Raw genomic sequence first — 22,668 nt, 5'->3', positions numbered from 1 at the left:
CAACTACTACTCGCCACCTTGAAATCCCTTGACAATTCGCGATAACTCTGCTTTTTCATCTGTACTAACGCGACTGGGAGAGCCGCTGATGATTCCCTCGTAATTACTAAAGGAATCGGTAATTTCAGGACCGTCAGCACTAATTGTATACTCGCGAATCCCATTATCGTGCCAGGAACCGCGCATTTTAAACACGTTAATTGCCCGCGACATTTGCCCGCGAATTTCTACATATTGCAGCAATAAAATCGTGTCTGTAATTGTCGAAATATGGGATTCTGTAATTGAATGCGCTCCCATGAATTGATCGGTAGTATTGGTGAAAAAACCCGTGATCTCTTCTTGTTTAGCAAAACCAGTTACGCCAATGACGAATTGTCGAAAAGCATTGTTGCTAACTCCTCTTGCTAAAGCTGAAAGCGAGTCGATCGCCACTCTAGCTGGTTTAAATTCAGCAATTTCTGATTTAATAATCTGTAAATGGTCTTCCAATCCTGCCGATTCAGGATAAGCACAGATAATCTTTAACAGTCCTTTTTTCTCTAAGTCTTCAAAGTCAATTCCCCAAGAATAAGCATTGCGTGACAATTGAGCGCGAGATTCTTCGTAGGCAAATAAAATTGCTCGTTCGCCGCCGCGACAGCCATTTTCGAGAAACTTACTGACGAGTAACGTCTTACCTGTACCAGTAGCCCCCGTTGCCAAAATAATCGAATCTTTAAAGAAACCACCGCCGCACATTTCATCCAACGTCTTCACGCCGGAGGAGACGCGCACGTTAGAAGAACGCTGCGTTAAGCGCATTGCACCCAAGGGAAAGATATTCACTCCATCGTTGGTAATTGTGAACGGATATTCTCCTTTCATATGCGTCGTGCCACGCAGCTTTAAAATCTCCATCGTGCGACGACGGCGTTCCCCTTCTAGAACGTTACGCACGATCGCCACGTTGTCAGCGACAAACTCTTCTACACCAAAAGAGGCGATCGCGCCATACTCCTCGGTGCGTTCGGTTGTAATTATCGTGGTTACGCCAATCTGCTTGAGTCTGGCAACCAAGCGAAAAATTTCTCGCCGGACGACGGAAGCCGCTTCATACTGTTGAAAGACAGCCGTGATCGAGTCGATCGCTACCCTTCTTGCCTTATATTTATGGATAGCGTATTGCAACCGCTCGATCAACGCCGATAAGTCGAAGTTTCCAATCACCTCTTGTCCTTCCGGATCGGGCGAAGCGTCTAAAATAAACAGCTTGCCTTCCTCGATGAGTTTTGGTAAGTTCCAGCCAAAACTGTAGGCGTTTTTAATAATATCGCTGGGAGATTCTTCAAAAGTGACGAATACACCTGGCTCGTCAAAAAAAAGTATCCCATTGTACAAAAATTGCACGGAAAATAAAGTTTTCCCAGTTCCCGAAGTCCCGCTAAACAGAGTGGTTCTCCCTAGTGGCAAACCGCCATGACTGATATCGTCAAACCCCTCAATCATGGTGCGAATCTTTTGCACGCCTGTCCCATTTGGGCTATTCTTATTTTGCTTACCGCTGGAAGTGATTTCGCTCATCGCTTTAGAATCAAAGGGTTATTAAACCAAATTAAAACCAAATTAAAATTAGTTTATTTTTTATAACAATCCAATTTTACTGAAAGATTATCCCATATTGAAGTTATAAAATCACTCCTCAAGTGCCTCTGCCTCAACGAGTTCTTCATAGAGTAAATCCAAGCCAATTAAAACTTTTTCTCGGTCGGAAAGATCTCCGATAATTTTCCGTACAGGCGGCGGCAAGATTTTCGAGAGCGTTGGCGTAGCTAAAATTTTATCTTCCTCTGCAAGTTGAGGGCTTTTCAGCACATCAATTACTTTCAGGGCATAGACTCCTTTAAATTCTTGTTCTAGGATGTTTCTGAGCGTTCTTAATGCCCGAATGGAGTTAGGAGTATTCCCAGCTACATACAGCTTTAGAACATAAGTTTTTTTAGGCGCGTTCATAGATAAAGACGCAGAGGTTGTTTGGAATGAAATCTGACCACTTATTATGCTATCAAAGTTTAATTGATACATCGCTTGCTCAGGATATGGAGGTGCGATAAATTTCGCACAGGTGAGCCAAAATATCAATGAGAGTCAAGCGATAGTCTAACAACACTTCGTCATTTCGCCCTTCTAGCTTCAACTGCTTGGAAAATTCGTCAATTAATTCCATATGAATTTCAATAATCTGAGGCACGGGAACTTTAGCATCAAAAGCTACATTAATAAATCGCTCGATCTGTTGTTTTACTGTATTATCGTTATTAAAATAACGCAATAAGATTTGACAATAATCAGCTTTTAGTTGCTGTATAAACTCCCGATCTCGATTCAGTGTCATCTGCTGTGATAAGCTTTGGCGTTTTCCGATGTGATGTTCATCCATGCAGTTAACTAGCAATTACTCTGAGGGAAATAGCTAATATCAGGGCAGTCATGTTACATAGCATTATATGGTTGTTTAATACTATTTTTAGATTTGCAATTCGACTAAAAAAAAGCAGGTAGTTCAATTTAACTGCTTTGCGATCTAGGAGGGGATCGAGCGATCGCCATCAAAAAGAAATTGAGGTTGAAGCCGCGCGCTCGGTCAGTGCATTACTAGTCATAATGAGTTCATCAAACAATCGAGACGACAAAAAATAAAATTATTTGTTTGTTTATGGGCGACAGCAGACAGAATAGAGTAAAAAAGATTCTAGATCGATCCAGTGGATATATTTCGATTGCTCGCTACTAAGTCAGCATTCATATCTCCAGAGTTCAAGAAAGGTGTCAGTTCCATTACTTTTATGAAGTTAATTAAACTAAATTAAAACATTATAGCGTTTTCTCGTGCGCCTTTCCTTCCACAACTTCAGTTTGAGAGACTATAACTGGTATATGCGTAGCTCTATTGCTAAAGGAGCTATAACTGTAATCGAAAGTCTCTATTGCTTGGCAGTTTTAGATTCAATTATCTATCCAGCAAAACACTAGAGCCAAAGATGGCAGCGCCAAGCGTTCAATTCGTGGATCGAGTACCGCATTTTTGCTTTCTCCCCACTCACTACTCTGTTAGCTCATGTCAAAGTCCAAGTACAACTTAGGTGACTTTATCGAGACTGTCCCTAGCTGTTTACAGACAGCTACTTTGGCTATGGCATGGGAAATCTTCAGCCAGGAGCAAAGCGATCGCCTGATTATGTTGGATCGGCAACGATCTCCCCTGGGAGTGCTGCATCTGCGGCAATTTTTCCCCCACTGGTTGGCAGCAACAAGCAATAGCAAGAATGCCAAGCAATCCTTATCCAAAGCAACCGCTCGCATACTAGAACCTATAGAAAAGCTACCAAATGAGTTTAGCCTAGAACAATTCCAATCGTATATAGATTCCCGTCTCGAACCCAGCGACATCAAGCAGACTTTTGCGATCGTCGATGCTGAGGGAAAGTTTTTAGGGCTATTGGAGCAAACCAAGCTCTGGAAAGTTTTAGCCGCAGCCGCGAGAACCAAAAAGCGCGATCGTTTAGCAAAAACCACTTTACTCAAAGCAACCATCGAGCGCGGCATCGAGCCAGAGCAACTCGATCCGATCGTCCAACTGCTAGAAAGATTACCCTTACCATTAATGTTACAAACAAGCCTGGGCGAAGCGATCGCCCAGAATCCTGCCTGGAATCGGCAATTTGGTAACATGGGCAATCCCGAAGCAATTCGGCAAGAAGTCGAAGCAATTTTGAATGTGGCGGGAACTCAGCAATCGGTAATTGACTTGGAATCGACAACAGCAGAAGCTACTGAGGCTAGTCGGGAAGTCGATCGCGCCAAGTTAAGCGATTGGCAGGCAACAACTCATCACTTCAGTCTCACTGCACTACAGGAGCAAGTATCTTTACTATCCACACCCGATGCGGCAGAACCCAACATCATACGCTACTGCCAGCAGGGAGAGCAAGAAGGGACGTGTATCTGTATTTGTCCCGGACAACAGGGACAAGACCGAGTGTGGCAATTTCTCAAAATTCCTTTACAAATGTCAGTCGTCAGCCGCCAACAGCAATCCGAGCGAATTTGGTTGTTGATGGCTACAGATGTGACAGAGCAGCGACAGATGGCATCGGAACTAGCCGCCAAAAATGCCGATTTGATTCAACTCAATCGCTTGAAAGATGAATTTCTTGCTTGTATCAGTCACGAGTTGCGGACACCCCTAACAGCAATGCTGGGGTTATCTACCTTACTAAAAGATCAGGCACTAGGACAGCTCAACGAGCGTCAAGCACGCTACGCGCGGCTAATTCACGAAAATGGACGACATTTAATGAGCGTGGTCAATGACATTTTAGATTTGACCCGCATGGAGACAGGACAGTTAGAATTAACCCTCGAACCAGTCCACATTCGTAAAGTATGCGAACGCGCGGTCGAGCAAGCTCGGCTTGCCTTTAGCCCGAAAAACAACAAAACTGCTGTGGTGGAGGCAGGGACAGACAGCCATCTCGAACACCGCTTTACCTTAGCGATCGAACCCGAGTTAGATATCATTGTGGCAGACGAATTGCGCCTACGCCAGATGCTAGTTCACTTATTGGCAAATGCCTTCAAATTTACGGCATCCGGCGGGGAGATCGGTTTGCGAGTCAGCTATTGGGCAGGGTGGATTGCCTTTACAGTTTGGGATACAGGAATTGGCATTCCCGAACACCAACAACACTTAATTTTTCAGAAATTTCAACAGCTGGAAACGCCGTTGACGCGACAATTTGAAGGTACGGGTCTGGGTTTGGTTTTAACCAGAGCCTTAGCTCGGCTGCATGGTGGTGATGTCAGCTTTTTGTCTCAAGAAGGTAAAGGCAGCCAATTTACCCTATTGCTAGCACCTACGCCGCCCAAGAAGAGAGCAGGGGGAACGGGGGAAGTAGGGGAGGAAGTTGGAGAGCAAGTAGGAAGAATGTCCGCAAACATACAACGGCAATCTCCCGCCAATAATTCCACTGGCAGCAACGCACTAGGAGTTCAGAGCCGGACTTCTGGACGTGGAGAAAGTAACTTTTCTCTGGGATCTTTGGGTTCTCCACCCCCCGATCGCCATTTGGTGCTGGTTGTGGAGGCTGCACCCCGATTTATTGAAGACTTGGCAGAACAACTGACGAGTTTGGGATATTGGGTGGCGATCGCTCGTTCTGGAACTGAGGCGTTAGAAAAAGCCCGTCGTTTGCAGCCAGGAATTATATTTATCAATCCCTTACTACCTTTACTCTCTGGCTGGGATGTACTGACTTTGCTCAAATCCGATCCAGCTACGAGTCAAATTCCAATCGTCGTCAACACCACAAGAGCCGAGAAAAATCAAGCTCTTTCCCACCGGGCGGACGAATTTATCAGCTTACCCGTACAGCAGCAAGTCTTGCAGCAGGTGATGACTCGTTTGTGCGGCGCGCCAGTGACCTACTCTCAGGTCGAATTATCGCAGCGCGTTCAAAAGTACAAACAGCTGACGATTCTACGATTAGTGACTCCCAACACCGAACTTTTAGCCAGAGGCGATGTCAACCATTTAGAATCATCTCTAAATCACTGTCGCGTTCTCGAAGCCGATGACTTAGAGCAAGCATCATTGCTAGCGCGGATTTGGCGACCAAATGTCATTTTACTGGAGCGAGCGATCTGCGAACCCCTCGATTTCTTACAACAGTTGACCGAATATCCTAGCTTGGCAAATTTACCCATCGTGACGCTAGATGCCGCGATCGCCCAAGTTGCGAGTCAAATAGAGCAACTCAATATATTTCCTTGTTTGACAAATCCGCCAGAGCCATCGGCTGAAGTGTTACTATCCGTTCTGCACGTGGCAGCAGGCGTGAGTTGGGAATATAGCGTGTTAGTTTTAGATATTGCTAATTTGGACGATTTGTCTGACGAACACAGCCACAATACTCAAGCTTCTGCCGGATCGTTGCGAGCGGAATGGTTGCAAGCTTTAATTCAATATTTGCAAACAGCTGGTTTTCGAGTCGTGATGCCGCATAGTTGGGAGGAAGTGCAGCAGCAAATTCAACAACAAAACGTCGATCTGATGCTCGTTTGTTTAGGAGAGATGCAACAAGTCGAGAAAGCCTGCACGGCGATCGCAACTTTAGAGCAGCAGAAATTACCACCTATCATCGCTATGGAGCGATTATTTACCCAAAATGAAGTTAGAGAGCAATTTCCCGCTTACTTAGAGTCAGAGGGGCGATCGCTACCTTCAGAACAACTGCACAATTTGGGTAACGCAAACGCAGCATCCGATTTGGAGTCGATCGAACACGCATTGGGGGCGATCGCAACTAAAGTCCTGCCTTCCTCTATCTCTATGGAAGAGTTATTGAACAATATTCATCAAACTCTGTTGGCTCACCCTGTAGAAAAGGATTGAGAGTGCAGAGGAAGGCAACATAGCCGCAACATTGAGAAACGCAATCGCGGATAAATGCAACTAGATGCAACGCGATCTGAAAATTTGTATTGATTTGTAAAAATGTTTTTAAAAGATTGTACTACTTTGCCAGAGTCAATCGAACGAAGTGGTGAATTATACCTGGCAGTACTTCTCGGTTGAAAAAGTGACTAATGCAACGGTACGAACAGTAGAAATTATTGATTAGAACGAACGCGATTGAGCGAGGTCGCGAATCAAAGATGTTTTCCCGCGCAAGTAAGTACTCACATTCGCGATCGCTTCTCGATCCAAAGGTTGCTGGTTGCCAAGTTCTGCGAGCAAGTGCGAAACCAGTTCTGAGTCACTCAGTCTGAGTAGAATGCTGCTTTGAGTATGTTCTACCGCAGACCATAGCTGCCGTAGGATGGTTGAATTCATGTTGCGGGTTTCGGTTGCGTACATAACAAACAAAAAATTAAGGTTTTCTTTAGACTTTCTTTAGAATAGCTCATCGCCTTTTCGAGGCAACAGAAGTTGAAACATTGCTACACATAAACTCTGACTTCTATAAGAGACTCCGTAATGTTTGCAGTTATGTACGCAATTTTACTCTGTCTGTAGAGGCAAAACCTGCGTAACCGTAGATCTACCCAAAGCTAGAAAGTCGGTGGGCATTGCCCACCATCAATCACTCTTGCGGTACTTGTGCTATTAACCTTTCCTTATCCAACCTCCGCTTTTTGGCGTAAAGTTGAATTGTTGCTGCCATTGCCACAATCATGCCGAAAATTGCCCAGACGGTAGCATTTGTAGGTAAGTTATTTTTAAATACGGCTAGCAATACGATCGCCACTAACATCACAGTTGGGGCTTCATTCAATGCCCGTAATTGCTGACTGCTCCACTTACACTCATTTTTTTCTAACTGTCGCATCAGCCGTTTGCAGTAGTGGTGATAGCCCAATAGCAGTACGACAAATGCTAACTTGACATGCAACCATCCCTGTTTCAGGACTTCCGGTTCCGTCGTCAGTAATCCAATTGCCATTGCAACTGTCACCAGCATCCCAGGAGTGGTAATAATGCTATACAGTCGCTTTTCCATCAATTGATACTGATTCTTGAGAATAGTACGGGCGGGTTCCGGCTGTTCGTCTGCCTCGACATGATAGATAAATAGCCGCACCAAGTAAAATAACCCAGCGAACCAAACAACAATGCCAACCAGATGAAACGCTTTAAACCAAAAATAAGCCATGATACCAATTTTGGATGTTGAATTTCAGACTTTGGATGTTATACCATTTCAGATCTTTGCGCCTTTGCGTCTCTGCGTGACATTAAATCCAACAAAATTTACGCTTGTCGCCACGCCCCATGAAATCCCATCGGTACGACGCTAGGTAATTCCAATTTACAGACAGGTGGTGCATCTAAGCGATCGCTATCGAAAATCCAGACCTCACTGCGATCGCGATTTCCGTCATAGACTACCGTAACGATCCAACCAGAAGCAGGATTTTGCGGATCGGGGGCAAAAATTGGTTCCATTGGGTAGCAATTTTCGCCAAAATCTGCAACCGTCAGAGATTGAGTTTGCGAGTCAAATTTAGCGATCGCATCAAACATTTCTGCACCGCTATTTATCCCCGAACGATGAACGGAGAGAAAAGTAGGAGAAGCAGCTTGCCCAATTAAATCAGGTAATCCGATCGGAAATTCACAACTGCGATCTAAAATCTGCTCGATCGCCGTCACTTTACCCAAGTTTGGATTCAAATGAACTCGCGATAAACTACTGGGTGCAGGCGTATGAGTTTCTCCCGTTGCCACTTCCTTTAAATATTGATTGGTCTGAAAGTCTTCATACCGCACCAAATCCACAATAATCGTACCGCTAGGATCGACGTAACCGTTAGCAAAATGCCATTGATACCAAGGTTCAGTTTCGCCACGACTGACAAGGGTAAGGGTTTCGCGATCGAATATGAGAAACTGAGTGCCGAGTTGAGGCTGCCATTCTAAAGCATCGCTGTAACAACTCAAGCCTAACAGCACGGGTAACGCATTTACCCTAACTGGAGGCACGAAAAAGACTAAATACTGTCCTGCTAGGACGAAATCATGAACGATCGGCACGCCATCTAAGGTAAATGTAGCTTTTTGCAGAATTTTACCCGTGCGATCGCTTTTATAGAGATTCAAGTTAGCGTTAATTCCAGGGCTAATCCCAAAGTTGAAAATTTCTCCCGTGTGCGGATCGCACTTGTAATGAGCAGAGTAAGGTAAACCATGACTTAATCCAGATAAATTGTCCTCGCCTTTTGTCTCCAAAGTCTGCAAGTCTAAAGCGTGCGGTTTACCACCTTCCCACAACGCTAAGAGTTTATCCGGTAGAGGTAAAACAGAGGTATTTGCCACATTTTTTATTGGCTTCAACCATCGATTCCAGAACGCACCTGGGGCTGTCATCCCATAATTACCATACACCAGGCGATTTGCGGCGGCTTCTTCTTGATAACCAGCAGTTTGCACGTAGCGGTATGAGGCGATGGCACGCCCCTCACCCCCCTGAGAAAGGGGGGAATTAGAATTAAAATCAACGGCGAGAATTGCCCCATCACCATCAAACCAATGCCCCATCCGCATTCCACCCCGTTCTAATCTGGCGGGACCGTTGCGATAGAGAGTTCCGCGTAAATTAGAAGGGATTCCCCCAGCTATGACAGGTAGGGGAGTGGGAGAAAATTCTGTTGCGGGTTGGGCGATCGCTTTCGCCCAGGCTTTCGTTATGGAAGGTTTTGTAGTTGTCTGCATCAATGTTACAAATTGTCATTGGTCATTCGTCATTGGTCATTTGTGAAATTTCCATGACGCTAGAAATATACTCAGTCGCGCCTCTTAGAACTCAAACGAGAATGTCGTGTATTCCTATTTCTATCGTCGTGATAATCTGAGCGCGATCGCTCGTCCTAAAGACAGTTATCAGTTGTCAGCGATTAGTGACTAGCGGCTAGAAAAGAATTCAGCCACCAGCCACCGCCAGTAGTTCCACTAGTTCCACTCACTACACCCCACACCCATCTACTACTAGCCACCAGCCACCAGCCACTAGCCACTCACCCCACGAGTTCAGGAACTGAGAGAGGCTAAGCTTAGTCTGTTTGTGGGGAAACTCAATTTAACAATCGACTTTGTGTATTTTATTACATTTGCTCTGAGATGCCTTACTCTCCTGGCAGAACGATAATTCTATGGTCGCTGATTGGTTTTGCATCTACCACGGTCATTGCTGGTAGCATACTGAGTATCTGGCGCTGGGTGCAACCTTGCGCCGTCGGGGAAAAAAGGTTTTGGACGAATTGCTATCGAGACTTGCAGGCACAACCGCTGAAAATTGGAGTGAGTGCTACCTCTCCAATAGAAGATTATCAGGCTTTAGCTTCCCATTTACAGGAGCAATTAGGCGTTCGGGTCATCGTCGATCGCAATATGCCTTTTCCAGAAATTCGCGATCGCCTCGATCTCGAAGATTGGGATATTGCCTTTACTGGTTCTCCCGGCTTTTCTATTGCTGCTGAGGATAATAATTATATTGGTGTGGCTGTCATGTACCCCGATCGACCACTTTACGATCGAGCAGCGTTATTTGTGAAAGCTGATAGTAAGATTAAATCTATTGCCGATATTCAACCAAACACGACAATTGCTTTAGGTAGTTCCGCATCAGTCCCAACTTTTCTCATCCCAATTTATGTTTTATATGGCAAAACACTTAAAATTGGTAGAGGCTATCACCCTAGAGAAGCGATAAATTTAGTTAAGACTGGAAAAGTTGATATTGGTGCTGGTCTGTATACCGCTATTAAAGACGACCCAGCATTACGAGCGATCTATATTAGTCAGCCTCTTCCTGGTGTAGGAGTTTATTTATCTCCTCGGCTTTTGAATTTCGATCGAGAATTAATCAAAATAGCCATGCTCAACGCCAATCCAGAAATTAAAGCTAAAGCTAAATATATTGCGGGTCAAATTCCTGACTATAGCGAACTCAGAAAAATTATCACTAGAGCTGAAGAAGTTTCTAGCTGCCTCAAATCGACGCAAAATTACTTTAACTGGCAAGTCCCAGTCAACTTATTTTGTCAAGAGCGATCGCCAAGGAAATCAGCAATTCGCTAACGAATAGAAGAATACAAAATTTCAAATATCGGCAATATTGAAAATCGTCGTAACTTTTCTAAATCGTAAAAATGTCTGAATATTCCAATAATTTATTAGCGATCGCCCGTGAAGTTCAAGCTACAGAAAGCAAACTGTCATTGATAGCAGAAACGACTGGCTCGCAATTTTTAATCCAGCCGAATAGTGAAAAAATTTGTCTTTTCTTTCATGGATTTACGGCAGTTCCAGAACAATTTGCCCTGATAGGCAAAGCATTTTATCAAGCTGGATATCACGTTCTCATTCCCTTACTAGCAGGACATGGTATTGCAGGTGAATGGAATGGAGATAATCCACCACCACTACCAGAAGATCCCCAAATTTATCAAGAATTCGGTCGTCATTGGTTAGAAATTGCTCGATCTGGAGGCAAAGAAATTATTATTGGCGGTTTGTCTGGTGGGAGTACTTTAGCTGCATGGTTAGCTTTAGAATATCCCGATCGAATAAATAAGACTTTAATATTTGCACCCTATTTAAGTGGAAGTAATAAAGTCGTCGATTTATTTGTCAGAATTTTTAATATCTATTTTGAATGGTGGCAAGACCCTCAAGTAGCTAGTTTTGGTTATGATGGTTTTGCCATGCCAGCTTTACGAGTTTTTTTAGATATGGGAACGGAGGTATTAGAAAAAGCCCAAACTCAAAAGGCTGCACCAATGTTAATTGTATCGAGTGAAAGCGATCGCGCTGTAGGAAATCGAGAACACGAAAAGTTATTTAACGCCGCAGTTCAATTACAACCTAAATCTTGGTATGTCTGTTTTGATGATGTGTGGGATATTCCCCATAACATGATGACTCAAGCAGAAGGAAACGAACACGTCGATCTGTTGATTTCCCTGACTTTAGCGTATGTTAACAGCGATGCTACCTGGGCAGAAATGGTAACATTGTGCGATCGCCTGAAACAAGCCGATTTTCCAACTGCGATCGCACAACTAAACTTGCATGGGCGAATTGCATCTGCAATGGCGACGATTATGGGAATCATTGATACTTCTATCGAAAAACTGAGGGACTAGGCTACTGCACGGATTCAATTTAATAGTTTGACTTCAGCAAATTTCCAAAAACACTCAAGTATCGATCGAGCCAACCAATTGCCTTAAAATAATTTTCAAACGCTTTTGGCGGGTTAGAAATGAGCGTATCTCGATCGATTAACTGCCGAAAATCAATTTCAACTTTACCTTGGCGCAAGTTACCTCGATCGTCATAAAACTCCACGCCAGCTGTTTGCATAATTGCAATTAGCTCTTGCGCCATAATGCCATAACCAATGGTTGTGGGATGAATGCCATCAAGGGAAAATAACCCACCTTGCTTGCGTCCCGTAGCATCAGAGATCGAAAAGCGCGAGTCTGGCTTTGGATCTAATTTTTGCAACTGTGACGGTAACTGATATTCACCACCAATTTCTTTCCACCAACTCGGTCTAGCTCTAGGAGTTTCAATATAGCGCCTTTGTGCCAAGCGATCGAGTAGTCCAGCCAGATCGAACAAATACCAATCTCGACCTTCTGTTCTTGCTTTTCGCACGGCATCAATAATACAGTCATTATACTGGTCGATCGCACTGTCTATCGCTCTGACTTCTGATGCAGTCAAGTTTGGATGTCGGTCTTGATTGAAATCTGCATCGCTAACCCAAGGCAATGTATAGTAAGGGAAATAGCGAGAATCTTTTCTAATTTTAGTATCTACTCCACGGGCAAACGGGGCGATCGTTACGTGAGGAACTGTAGCCCAAATAACGTGACGGGCGCGAATTTGCTTAACTTCCGCCACAACTTTGTCTAACTCAGCTTTAAAATGAATCGGTCGCCAGATTGTATAGCGATCGTTGATCTCCATATCATCGTAACCTTCATCGCTCCAAGCAATCTTGAAGGTGAGGAGACTACCGAGAGCGTTATTGCTACCAATTATCATAATTAGCGTCTCAATGCCATCAGCATCGCCATTTTCTGGCGTTCCCTCAGCACCAAGTGTGGTTGCAGCTTGCAAAGGAGTTAATGTCTCACCTGTTTGACTCCGCACTGACGAGTTTAATACCCTCAGCGCCGCTCGTTCGTTATGGTAATCGACCAATTGACGAAAAACATCTTCTCTCGGAATCTTGCGACTCATTAATTCCAAACAGCTACTTGCATTACGAGATAGGATATTCCGTAAGTCCCAACCATAAACTCCTAAATTGTGGTTAATCTCTTTTTGAGAGGGTAGTATAGTCCCTTCGCCCCTTTCCCAATAATCTTCTAACTTGTCTAAATAGTTGCGTAAAAACAATAGCGTTGGGATAAAATTCCAAACATCAATGCGATCGCCTACTTTTTGTTCTAGTTCTCGTACCAACCGTTCTAAATTTAACGGCAACCCATCGCCAGGAGTATTGTAAGTCGGATAGCGGAACTCAGTCCAACCCATTTCCCGCGCAATTAAAGCTGGAAAAGAAATTTGAGTATTAAAAATTGCGCCACTTTGAAAGCCTTGCGTTAGAGAATCACCAATTGTGACTAGACGATGCCGAGGCGTACCTTCCCTATTCACTTGTACGCCAATACCAAGAGTGGGATCTGTCTCCGGTTTGCGTGCTTCAGCCCGAATGATGACATCATCCGGTGTTTTCAAGTCACGCATATCATCTGTAACTGGTTTTGCCATGTCGTCTTTACCCAATCGTGGTAAAGATTATATCTGGCATTGGTCATTTGTTATTGGTTGTTGATTGTTGGTTGTTGGTTGTTAGTGAGAAAGTGGTGCGTGGTGCGTGAAGAAGGGGTGTGAATTTTGAATTTTGAATTTTGAATTTTGAATGTTAACTCTGTTGGCTGAGAATAGTATCGTGTTCTGTACTTTGCCCGTTCTTGACGTTTTCCCAGGTGGGCATCAAAATTGACATGTGCAAGCCTTTGCGACTTTCCAAGTTGAGATATCGCTGTTGTAGAGATTGCCATTGTTGCCAAGCTTGGTAATTATGCTCTGCTAACAAATTAGCGAGAGTTGGCATGTTTTTTTCAATTTTTGATTGCAAAGCATCTGCTAAAAACTCAGACAGTACGGCACTATCTTGAAATTGTCCTAAAATACTCTGAATGGCTTTGAGATCTTCAAGGTAAGTTTCGTAAGAAGCTCCATAAAAGTTAGCAAAGACTTCCATTTGATAGCGAGCGCGTTTGGTTTCTTTACGCAGACTGTGGAGAAGAGGGGCGTTATCGATGAGTTGTTGTTTTGCCTGTTCTGGTGTTTGTCCTGTTTGTACTACTACCTGTTCGTCTTGTAATTTGGTTCCTACTAACCAACTTGGGTGTAACAGTAGCCTACCAACCTCAGATAGAAGTAGATCTGGTAGAGTCGCCTGAATTGGCATCTGGGCGATTGGTTGCAGTTGGGGCTGAGATAGCCATTTTTCTAAAGCCTGCTTCAGTTCTTGATAGCGATCGCCTGTTAAAGTTTCATGTACTTTCGCAAAAGCCTTCCGCCGCCGCTTATACAGGTAAACCAGCGCTGTATCCAATTGTTCTTGTTCGTCAGCAGGTAAAGCGGGTTTGTATTTGTTTTCTAATGATTCTCGCAGTACGTCTAAATCTCGCAAACTACCCAGAATACGGGCAATTTTACCAATTTTTTTTTCTTGGACTGGTTTCGGTAAGTCGATGGCTGGAGCAAAACCCGCGATCGCACTCCGCAAACGCCGCATTCCTACGCGCATCTGATGCAATGCTTCTGGATCGCTATCTGCGATTACGTCTGCTTCGTGTTTGAGAAATTTTTCAAAGTGCTTTTTAATTGCCAGCACAGCGCGATCGCCTAAAGTATTCTTGCCGCTTAGTGTAGACGATGCCATACTTTATACCCCGCTCTATCTGCCTTATAGCTCTATCTTATTTTTGAGTTTCTCATACTAACACGCAGTCGCGATCGCCTTGATTCCACCTCAGACAGAAAGAACAGCAAAAAGCCGCAAGCAATAAGTATTTTCACTTATGGCTCGCGACTTATCTAGGCTACTCGAAATCTATATTTTGAAATTTTGAATCGTTCTGAATCACTTCATGGCAATACGCCAATTGCTAAATATTGGTTGCTAACTTTTCGATTAGGCGGCTAATTCTTGCAACTGTGCGCGCTCCGTATTGTACTCTACGGCACTAAGCGGTAGTTGTTCTGCTTGTGGAGCTGGTACTTGTTCCAAAACCTTGACTTCAATATTGACGGAGACTAGATACGTACCAGGTTCCGCACCAATAGCTTCAGCAATCAATTTTGCGATCTCTGGACGCTTGGCAGTAATTGGATCGCGCAGGATACACCGATCCCAGTCATGCTTAGCAGTGGGGTTAAGGCTGAGAATATAGTGCTTGGTCATAGAGCAATTTTGAGTTTATCTTGCATCAAATCGAGCTACCATCAAGCCGTTTTTTGCTTCAGCTAACTCGACAACATCTATCATTATTATAGTACAAATGTACCAAATCAACAAAGAGACAATACAATTCAAAATCAGTCAATTCACGAGAAAACCCGCCCGTACCAGTGCAGGGGCGGGTTTTGAACCAAGATTTCTTCTTCCCAGGCATGAATCCTTTGCTAAACCCGCCCGTACAACTCCTGCTCCCTAACAACTATTCAAACAATGATTATTGAGATAGTATATATATGCCCCAGGGGGGGATTTACATTGTGATATATTGAATAAGATTAAAATAAGTAACAAATTTTAATATTCAATTGATTAATTCTACTTTGCCTACCTACACCAGTCCCACACCTACGATTCGCTCAGTCTCAACTGAAACGAGCGATACCATCGTCCAGCCATCAAATTTAGAATCGTCAAACTTAGATCTAGTACAATCCATCTCAGCTCAAAAAGCCAAGCAGCAAACATGGTGGGCATTTGGAGCGGCTGTATTTTTGGTATCTGTACCAGTTTTTATTGAAGCGCCGCTGGTGCGATCGCTACCACTACTAAGTTTGGGAATAACCCTAATTTGGGTGTGGCTGAGTTTAGTATTGATGTCTCGTCCTTCTAGCCATTTATGGGGCGATATTCTCTTGGGGTTTAGCTGGAGTTGGTTAGCTGGCTCGATTTATTGGGGATGGTTGCGCTGGGAACCACTGCTACATCTTCCAGTTGAGGCGATCGGGCTACCGTTTGCGATCGTCTGTTTGCGGCGTAATTGGGGCAAAGTCGGTAATTTTTTCTATCTAGGCTCTTTATTAGGTACAGTCGTCACCGACCTCTACTTTTACATCGCCGATCTAATTCCTTACTGGAAGCAAGTCGTACAGGTCGAACCAACATTAGTCGCACCAATTCTTCGCAGTGCCTTGGCACAAGTGTATACCCCCTGGGGGTTGAGTTGGGCAGCGGTCTTAGTGTTGGTGTTGCTAGCAGGGGGAGTCTTGTCCTTGCGAGCTCGACAGACTCACTGGTGGGCATTTAGTGGAGCAGTGTTGAGTACAATTTTAGTAGATAGCTTATTCTGGCTAGCTGCGGCACTAGCTTAAATTTTTGCAGATAGCGATCGCCTTGTCTGATACTCAGGTAGTCAATAAGCTATATATTAGTTTCTGATACTAGCTGTGTGCTGATTTCAGTTGGATGCAAAGAGGTAGAGAAACTGTGAAAAAATTGATCCGTTTATTAACAATTTTGAGTGTATTGGTAGGTTGTTTGGGATGGCTGGGCATATCCCAACCCGCGATCGCTGCTAATCTTAGCGATTTTAGCCTGCGTACCGTACCAATCCTAGCTGTAGAGTCTCCGGCTCGATCGAGCAATCGAGCAGATGCGAAGCTGGCAACAGACTTTGGCAAGAAAATCGATTTAAATAACACAAACGTTGCTGCTTTTCGGAGATACCCAGGACTTTATCCCACTCTAGCTCGTAAAATCGTTCAAAACGCTCCCTACGAAAACGTAGAGGATGTGATGGAATTACCTGGACTATCCGAGCGTCAAAAACAAACTCTAGAAGCTAATATCGGTAACTTTACCGTTACTGATGTAGAAGCTGCCTACACAATGGGTGACGATCGCTATAACAACGGCATCTACAGATAAATCCTTTTTGAATTGACAATTTAGCCTCAGCCCACCCTATTTCTAGAGTGGGTTATTTTTTACTCGGTTATTGGTTATTTGTGTAGAGACGTTACATGTAACGTCTCTACAAAGATATTCAGTCAACCAACAACTATCAACTATCAACCAACAACCCTTGCTACAAAACCTCAACCATTTTGATGTCATAGTCGTAGGAGCTGGAGCCGCTGGACTCTACACGGCACTGTGTCTACCAAGCCACTTTCGCGTCGGTTTAATTGCAAAAGAAACGATAAATCTGTCTGCAAGTGATTGGGCGCAGGGTGGAATTGCTGCGGCGATCGCGGCTGATGATTCTCCTCAGTTGCATGTAGAAGATACGCTGCAAGCGGGGGCTGGGTTGTGCGATCGCGCATCTGTAGAGTTTCTGGCTCACAAAGCACCGGAATCCATTCAATCTTTGGTAGGCATGGGGGTTGCCTTTGACCGTCGCGATCGCGAATTAGCATTAACCATAGAGGCTGCTCACTCCCGTCGTCGCGTCCTCCACGCCGCCGATACTACTGGTCGCCAGGTCATTGCTACCCTGACAGCGCGGGTTCTCGAACGCCAGAACATTCAAGTTATTCCCCAAACCATAGTTTTAAGTCTGTGGCTTAACCCCCAAACTGGACACTGTGAAGGTATTAGTCTCTTTGATAGCAATCGCATTCTCTGGTTGCGCGCTCGTGCTGTCGTCCTAGCAACAGGTGGCGGAGGTCAAGTGTTTGCCCAGACAACCAACCCCAAATTGAGTACGGGTGATGGCGTGGCGATCGCTTGGCGGGCTGGAGCCATGCTGCGAGACTTAGAATTCGTCCAGTTTCACCCGACTGCTCTGACCAAACCTGGAGCAGACCGATTCTTAATCAGCGAAGCGGTACGCGGTGAAGGAGCGCATTTAATGGATGATACGGGTAAGCGCTTTGCTTTTGACTATCACCCAGCAGGAGAGCTAGCACCCAGAGACGTTGTTAGTCGTGCCATATACAGCCATTTGCAGCGTACCTCAGCCGATCCTGCTACTGCCTGCGTCTGGTTAGATTTGCGATCGATCCCAGAGGCAAAAATTCGTCAGCGGTTTCCCAATATCATTCAAGTGTGTCAGCACTGGGGCATCGATGTTTTTCAGGAGCCAATTCCAGTTGCTCCCGCCGCCCACTACTGGATGGGAGGAATTGCCGCAGATTTAACAAACCGCACTTCAATCCCTGGTTTGTATGCTGTCGGAGAAACAGCTAGTACGGGAGTCCACGGCGCGAATCGTTTAGCAAGTAATTCTTTGCTGGAGTGTGTCGTCTTTGGGGCGCAGATGGCTCTATTGAAAGATGAAGTAGAAGGGAGGAAGGATGAATACACCGGATCGGATTTTAGTCTTTACCCTTTGTCGTTTAGTTTGTCAGAGATTGATTGGCTGAGCCAGCAAACCACAATTGAAGCTATCCGTTACGAACTGCCGCGTTTGGTCTGGCAGAGTGCGGGTATCTGCCGCGAACAGCAAGGATTAGAGCGGGCGATCGCGCAGGTACAATTGTGGCAACAAGCATTTATTACTCTGCCCTTGAGTCAGTTTTTGCTTCAACTTCCGCCTGGACAACCAGCCCATATCAATGTTTCCGATCTTTCAGCCAATCTTCCGGCAAATTCTCTTGAGATAGAGCAGTCTTTGCGTCTGTGGAGCGAAACCCGCAATCTTCTTGATATTGCTTACTTAATTCTCAAAAGTGCTGCCTTTCGTACCGAAAGCCGAGGCGGACATTACCGCTTAGATTATCCTCATACCGATCCTCACTGGCAAGCTCATACTCTGATCCAGTACGAACAGTGGTGGAAATCCGAACCGACCGCAACTTAACAACCAATTTGCTTACCTCGTACCAGATCCGATTGTTCTACTAGGACTACCGATTGAGATTGGTGGTTGGTACTGACTGATTTGGGCGATCGCCGGAGGAGCATCCGAGAAACTAGTTACAAAATTGACTAAGGTGTCAACACTGACAGTAATCCAAAAAACAACCAATTGCAAGCCAAGTACGACTGTAACAATAGTATTCTTGAGGCTGTCGGACATGGCTGTTGCTGAACTACTACGCATTTAAATACCTCGTATTTTATCTGACTTCCTCAGTGGTATTACTAGTTTTTAATTTGGTTTATGTAATTTTTATACATTGATAAACAGAATGTAGAGACATCTCTTATAGTTACTACAATCACATCAGACAATTTACGGAACAGACATGATTTTATTCAGCCGCAAATTAAATTTCACTCTGTCTACAGATAGAAGAACTAGTCTCTCCAAAGAGAGAAGTAAAAATTGATGGTTCAAGTTAAGTTGTTAGAGCTAGAAAGCCCTTTCAGCTAAAGGTAACGTAGTTTTGCATCTATCTCACAGCAGAGATAAATAAAATGCTTGTTCTGTGGCAATTGAAGCTAATCCGTCTTTAGCAGGATTTACGTGTTGCGATCGTTAATACAAATTAGCTTTACAAATTAGTTTGACTAGAGATAGCAACTGCTATTTGATAGCAGTTTTTTCCTAGCTGCTTTGCTCGGTACATTGCAGTATCAGCCTGCTTAATCAGACTATCAATAGTATTGCAATGCAGGGGATAAACGCCAATTCCCACACTAGCTGTAATTGAAAGAGCTTGTTCGTTAAGCGCAAAAACCTCGGACAGAGTTGCCAAAATCTTATTTGCTACTTTTTCGGCAACGCTGACTTCTGGAATTGCAGGCAAGATAACGGTAAATTCGTCACCACCCAAACGAGAAACAATATCGCTGTGACGCAAACACCCAGATAGTCTTTGGGAAACAGCAACTAACAAGCGATCGCCCCAGTCATGTCCTAAAGTATCATTGACCTGTTTAAAGCCATCTAGATCGATATACAATAGTCCTACCAACAACTGATGGCTTTGCGCCCAAGCAATTGACTGGTTCAGATGTTCGAGGAATAGCTGTCGATTTGGTAAACCCGTCAGTGGATCGTGTAAAGCCAGATGGCGGAGTCTTTGTTCGGAAAGCTGTAGCTCGGTATTATATTGGACTAAATCCGCTGTCTGACGCTTCAGTTCCTCTTCCAACCGCTTGCGTGCCGTGATATCTCGGATGACACCCACGAGATATAGATTGCCAGCCGCATCTCGATGGAGCGATCGCTTCGTAGAAATTAAATGAGTCGTCCCGCTGGCATCGCTAAATTCTTCTTCGTGTTCCATAGTCATGTTACTACGAAAAACCAGATCGTCCTGCTGGCGAAAAACTTCTGCTTCTTGGGGAGAAAAAAAATCGACTTCCGACTTGTCAATTAATTCTGCTAACGGATAACCAATCAGGCGACAGTAAGCTTCATTCAATACGATCCAACGATACTTTTTATTCTTGACAAAAATCGGATCGGGAATCGTATCGATTAGCCCCTGCAAAAAATCTTTAGAGCGCTTGAACTCCTCTTGTAACTGAGCATTACAGGCAGTCATCAGACCGGATACAGCAAATAGCGCCAGTAAAGGTGGGATAACAGGCAGCCACCAACCTTGAAAAAAAGCAAGATAAGTAATACTAATTAAGCCTAAAGCCGCCAGCAGCACGTAAATTGTGGAATAGACGATCTGCCAACGGCAACTGAGATTTGCTGCCACCACGATCCAAGCCACTATCCACGCACTTTCCCAAAAATCCGACCAGACGTGGATTAAGGGGCGTTCTCCTAAAGCTGCGCTGACAATTTGGCTAACAAAATTAGCATGTAGTTCTACTCCGGCAATCGGTTGAGCTGCTCCCCATAGGGGACTGGCGCTATCGGGAGTATAGAAAAAATCCTTTAAGCTAGGGGCAGTAGAACCGATAATGACAATGCGATCGCGAAATGTTTCTGCTGGTACTCGCTCAGCCAGTACGTCACTCATCGACACTCGGAGAAAATTCGTGCTGGGATGACGAAAGTTAGCGAGGATTTGATATCCACCAGCATCAGCACCGACATAACCGCCATCGTGAGGCTGAAAGCGGTGAAACACGGCTTGACCCAAATGCAACGCCTGAAAATTCTTATCGATTGATAGGGACGCGATCGCTTCTGCTTGCAGGTACGTTAAAGCTAATTTCAAATCGAAGCTTTCATGTAGTTTTGTAGGTGTAGACCAGTACAGCAACCCTCGCCTCACCCTACCATCAGCATCTAAGACAACATTGTTAAAACCAACGCGATCCAGTCGATCCAAAAAGGGCGATGGGGCGACTCTAGAGCGATCGCCCAGTTGTTCTATACCGATTAAATTGTCAACGATCGTCAAAGCTTGGCGCAATTCCTGCTGACCTGGAGGTACGGGCAAGTCGCGATAGATATCTAAACCTATAGCGCGAGGCTTGGCAACACTCACTTTTTGCAACAATTCGGCAACTACCCGATCTGGTAAGGGCCACTGCCCGACTTGCTGTAAATCTGCCTCATCGATCGCCACAATTGCAATCCTAGTGTCTTGCGCTTCCCAAGGACGCAGGCGAAAAAACCGATCTAAAGCCGCCCACTCCAAAGGCTGTAGTAAACCACTGAAGCGTAGCAACAAGCAAATAGCAGCGCTAAAAATTGTAATCCAAACTCGCTGTTTACGAGATAGCAAAGGAGGGTTAAGGAGTGAGGAGTGAGGGGTGAGTGGCTAAATTCTGAGTTTTGTTCTAGTGACTAGTCACGAGTCACTAGTCACTAATAACTAACTACTGAAATGCATTCGGAAAGTTCTTGAAATTCGTCTGTCCTTTATAGCCTGAAATTTCTGCTAATTCCTTCAAAGACTTCACACCTGCATATTGTTTACCGTTAATCTCCCAAGTGGGAAAACTTTGAATCTTGGCTGCTTCGCATTCGGGTGCTAGCTTCTTGGCTTTAGGGGGAGCGCACTCAATATGGTTGATATAACTGTAGGCTTCTTTGCCAAATAGTTGCTTTTGTTCGTGACAGTGGGGACACCACCAAGCGATGTATTCTTTAGCTCCAATCTCTTTGAGATGTTTTGCCAGTGCGATTTCTGATTCTCCAGAAGTCGTTGTAATCTGCCAACCAACTCCTGGGATGGGATCTCCCGCAGGCTCTAGCTGGACTTGTTGTGCAGTAGTAGTATCATTTGGTTTTTCTACGTCCGCATAAACGGCAAGCGTACCAACTAGCGTGACCATTCCTACTATCAATGCTGTAAATAATATTTGCCCTACGTCTTCCCAGGAGCGACCTAATAGTGTCAGGGTTAGCATACTAACCGAGAAGAGCGCCGAGGCAATACAGTACAAGCAAAAGGCGTTGATTTTAGCAAATAACACGTACATTAAGTAGCCGCTAAAAACGGACATGGCGATCGCCCCTGCTAATAGCAGCATCCACGTCACATTCTCCAACTGAGAGCGGAGTGCTTTATTTTGAGTTGGATTAACTGCTAGGGGAGTCAGGGCAAACACGACCATACTCGTATAAGCCAAACAACCGAATAAAGCCAAAGGTAAGCCAAATACAGTTGCCCAAGGACTTGAAAGGACATCCGCGCAGCTAGAACTCGCCTCAGCACCCGCGCTAGCGAGACATCCAGGCGTGCGTCCCATCAACTTTTCTATAGTTAAGTATGCCGTGACCAGCGCCCCCACTCCGGCGATCGCAGCGATCGCGGGGCGAGACCAGCGATGAATCCAAGGTGTAGAACGTCGGCGTATCATAAACAAATGACAAATGATAATTAATAAATGACAACTAATTATTAGCTTTGTCAATCATAACGGAACCTTTTTACGACCCTTGGGCAATATCACAACTCCGTTACATAGTAGGGAGCAGGGAGTAGGGAGCAGAGGGGCAGAGGGGCAGGTGGGCTTTGTGTGCAGGTGAGCTTCAGGTGCAACAACCAACAACCACCAA

Annotated in this window: 18 protein-coding genes; 6 read left to right on the top strand and 12 right to left on the bottom strand. The window is 44.7% G+C overall.

The features are described 5' to 3' along the window. Positions 1-6: 6 nt before the first annotated feature. The 3 genes from kaiC to DSM107010_RS08290 form a co-directional block, all read right to left on the bottom strand. Positions 7-1,563: a circadian clock protein KaiC gene (gene kaiC, locus DSM107010_RS08300; RefSeq protein WP_106165959.1), complete on the bottom strand. Its 1,557-nt coding sequence runs from the start codon at positions 1,561-1,563 to the stop codon at positions 7-9. A 111-nt stretch (positions 1,564-1,674) separates the two neighbouring features. After that, positions 1,675-1,992 carry a circadian clock protein KaiB gene (gene kaiB, locus DSM107010_RS08295; protein WP_041463238.1) on the bottom strand — a complete coding sequence of 106 codons (318 nt, stop codon included), beginning with the start codon at positions 1,990-1,992 and terminating at the stop codon, positions 1,675-1,677. Between the two features lie 79 nt (positions 1,993-2,071). Then, positions 2,072-2,419, bottom strand: coding sequence for a circadian clock protein KaiA (locus DSM107010_RS08290; protein ID WP_071925444.1), 348 nt, complete (start codon positions 2,417-2,419; stop codon positions 2,072-2,074). 678 nt (positions 2,420-3,097) lie between these two features. On the opposite strand from DSM107010_RS08290, the gene DSM107010_RS08285 reads away from it, so the two are divergent. Continuing rightward, a complete protein-coding gene (locus DSM107010_RS08285) occupies positions 3,098-6,433 on the top strand; it encodes an ATP-binding response regulator (RefSeq protein WP_106165958.1) in 3,336 nt (1,111 codons plus the stop codon). Positions 6,434-6,658: 225 nt separating this feature from the next. Here the strand turns inward: DSM107010_RS08285 and DSM107010_RS08280 are convergent, their stop codons facing one another. From DSM107010_RS08280 to DSM107010_RS08270, 3 genes are all read right to left on the bottom strand, one after another. Beyond that, positions 6,659-6,898: a hypothetical protein gene (locus tag DSM107010_RS08280; RefSeq protein WP_015155510.1), complete on the bottom strand. Its 240-nt coding sequence runs from the start codon at positions 6,896-6,898 to the stop codon at positions 6,659-6,661. Between the two features lie 226 nt (positions 6,899-7,124). Next, positions 7,125-7,694 (bottom strand): protoporphyrinogen oxidase HemJ, encoded by a 570-nt coding sequence (gene hemJ / locus DSM107010_RS08275; RefSeq protein ID WP_015155509.1) that lies wholly within the window; start codon positions 7,692-7,694, stop codon positions 7,125-7,127. A gap of 98 nt (positions 7,695-7,792) precedes the next feature. Then, positions 7,793-9,253 (bottom strand): carotenoid oxygenase family protein, encoded by a 1,461-nt coding sequence (locus DSM107010_RS08270; RefSeq protein ID WP_106165957.1) that lies wholly within the window; start codon positions 9,251-9,253, stop codon positions 7,793-7,795. A gap of 405 nt (positions 9,254-9,658) precedes the next feature. On the opposite strand from DSM107010_RS08270, the gene DSM107010_RS08265 reads away from it, so the two are divergent. Continuing rightward, the gene (locus DSM107010_RS08265; protein ID WP_106165956.1) at positions 9,659-10,618 is read left to right on the top strand and encodes a phosphate/phosphite/phosphonate ABC transporter substrate-binding protein; all 960 of its coding nucleotides are present in this window, start codon (positions 9,659-9,661) and stop codon (positions 10,616-10,618) included. A 71-nt stretch (positions 10,619-10,689) separates the two neighbouring features. After that, a complete protein-coding gene (locus DSM107010_RS08260) occupies positions 10,690-11,685 on the top strand; it encodes an alpha/beta hydrolase (RefSeq protein WP_106165955.1) in 996 nt (331 codons plus the stop codon). A gap of 19 nt (positions 11,686-11,704) precedes the next feature. Here the strand turns inward: DSM107010_RS08260 and DSM107010_RS08255 are convergent, their stop codons facing one another. The 3 genes from DSM107010_RS08255 to DSM107010_RS08245 all read right to left on the bottom strand — a co-directional run bounded on the left by DSM107010_RS08255 (position 11,705) and on the right by DSM107010_RS08245 (position 15,032). Further along, entirely contained in the window at positions 11,705-13,327 is a 1,623-nt protein-coding gene (locus DSM107010_RS08255; protein WP_106165954.1) for a hypothetical protein, read from the bottom strand. Between the two features lie 154 nt (positions 13,328-13,481). Continuing rightward, positions 13,482-14,510 (bottom strand): CHAD domain-containing protein, encoded by a 1,029-nt coding sequence (locus DSM107010_RS08250; protein ID WP_106165953.1) that lies wholly within the window; start codon positions 14,508-14,510, stop codon positions 13,482-13,484. A gap of 252 nt (positions 14,511-14,762) precedes the next feature. Next, positions 14,763-15,032: a hypothetical protein gene (locus tag DSM107010_RS08245; RefSeq protein WP_015155503.1), complete on the bottom strand. Its 270-nt coding sequence runs from the start codon at positions 15,030-15,032 to the stop codon at positions 14,763-14,765. 362 nt (positions 15,033-15,394) lie between these two features. On the opposite strand from DSM107010_RS08245, the gene DSM107010_RS08240 reads away from it, so the two are divergent. The 3 genes from DSM107010_RS08240 to nadB all read left to right on the top strand — a co-directional run bounded on the left by DSM107010_RS08240 (position 15,395) and on the right by nadB (position 18,609). Next, a complete protein-coding gene (locus tag DSM107010_RS08240; protein ID WP_015155502.1) occupies positions 15,395-16,177 on the top strand; it encodes a DUF3120 domain-containing protein in 783 nt (260 codons plus the stop codon). Positions 16,178-16,292: 115 nt separating this feature from the next. Then, positions 16,293-16,733, top strand: a complete 441-nt coding sequence (gene psbU / locus DSM107010_RS08235; protein WP_181246272.1) for a photosystem II complex extrinsic protein PsbU — start codon at positions 16,293-16,295, stop codon at positions 16,731-16,733. Between the two features lie 157 nt (positions 16,734-16,890). Further along, complete coding sequence (gene nadB, locus DSM107010_RS08230; RefSeq protein WP_041462515.1) at positions 16,891-18,609, top strand: L-aspartate oxidase; 1,719 nt, start codon at positions 16,891-16,893, stop codon at positions 18,607-18,609. Positions 18,610-18,621: 12 nt separating this feature from the next. Here the strand turns inward: nadB and DSM107010_RS08225 are convergent, their stop codons facing one another. The 3 genes from DSM107010_RS08225 to DSM107010_RS08215 all read right to left on the bottom strand — a co-directional run bounded on the left by DSM107010_RS08225 (position 18,622) and on the right by DSM107010_RS08215 (position 22,469). Next, on the bottom strand, positions 18,622-18,852 hold the full coding sequence (locus DSM107010_RS08225) for a hypothetical protein (RefSeq protein ID WP_106165951.1): 231 nt from the start codon (positions 18,850-18,852) through the stop codon (positions 18,622-18,624). Positions 18,853-19,246: 394 nt separating this feature from the next. Further along, positions 19,247-21,388 (bottom strand): CHASE2 domain-containing protein, encoded by a 2,142-nt coding sequence (locus DSM107010_RS08220; protein WP_106165950.1) that lies wholly within the window; start codon positions 21,386-21,388, stop codon positions 19,247-19,249. 94 nt (positions 21,389-21,482) lie between these two features. Further along, positions 21,483-22,469, bottom strand: coding sequence for a vitamin K epoxide reductase family protein (locus tag DSM107010_RS08215; RefSeq protein WP_015155497.1), 987 nt, complete (start codon positions 22,467-22,469; stop codon positions 21,483-21,485). Positions 22,470-22,668 lie beyond the last annotated feature (199 nt).

This window comes from Chroococcidiopsis cubana SAG 39.79, from assembly GCF_003991895.1.
GTDB classification, from domain to species: domain Bacteria; phylum Cyanobacteriota; class Cyanobacteriia; order Cyanobacteriales; family Chroococcidiopsidaceae; genus Chroococcidiopsis; species Chroococcidiopsis thermalis.
Note: the sequence above shows the minus strand (reverse complement) of the source record. Positions and strands in the feature narration are given on the sequence as shown.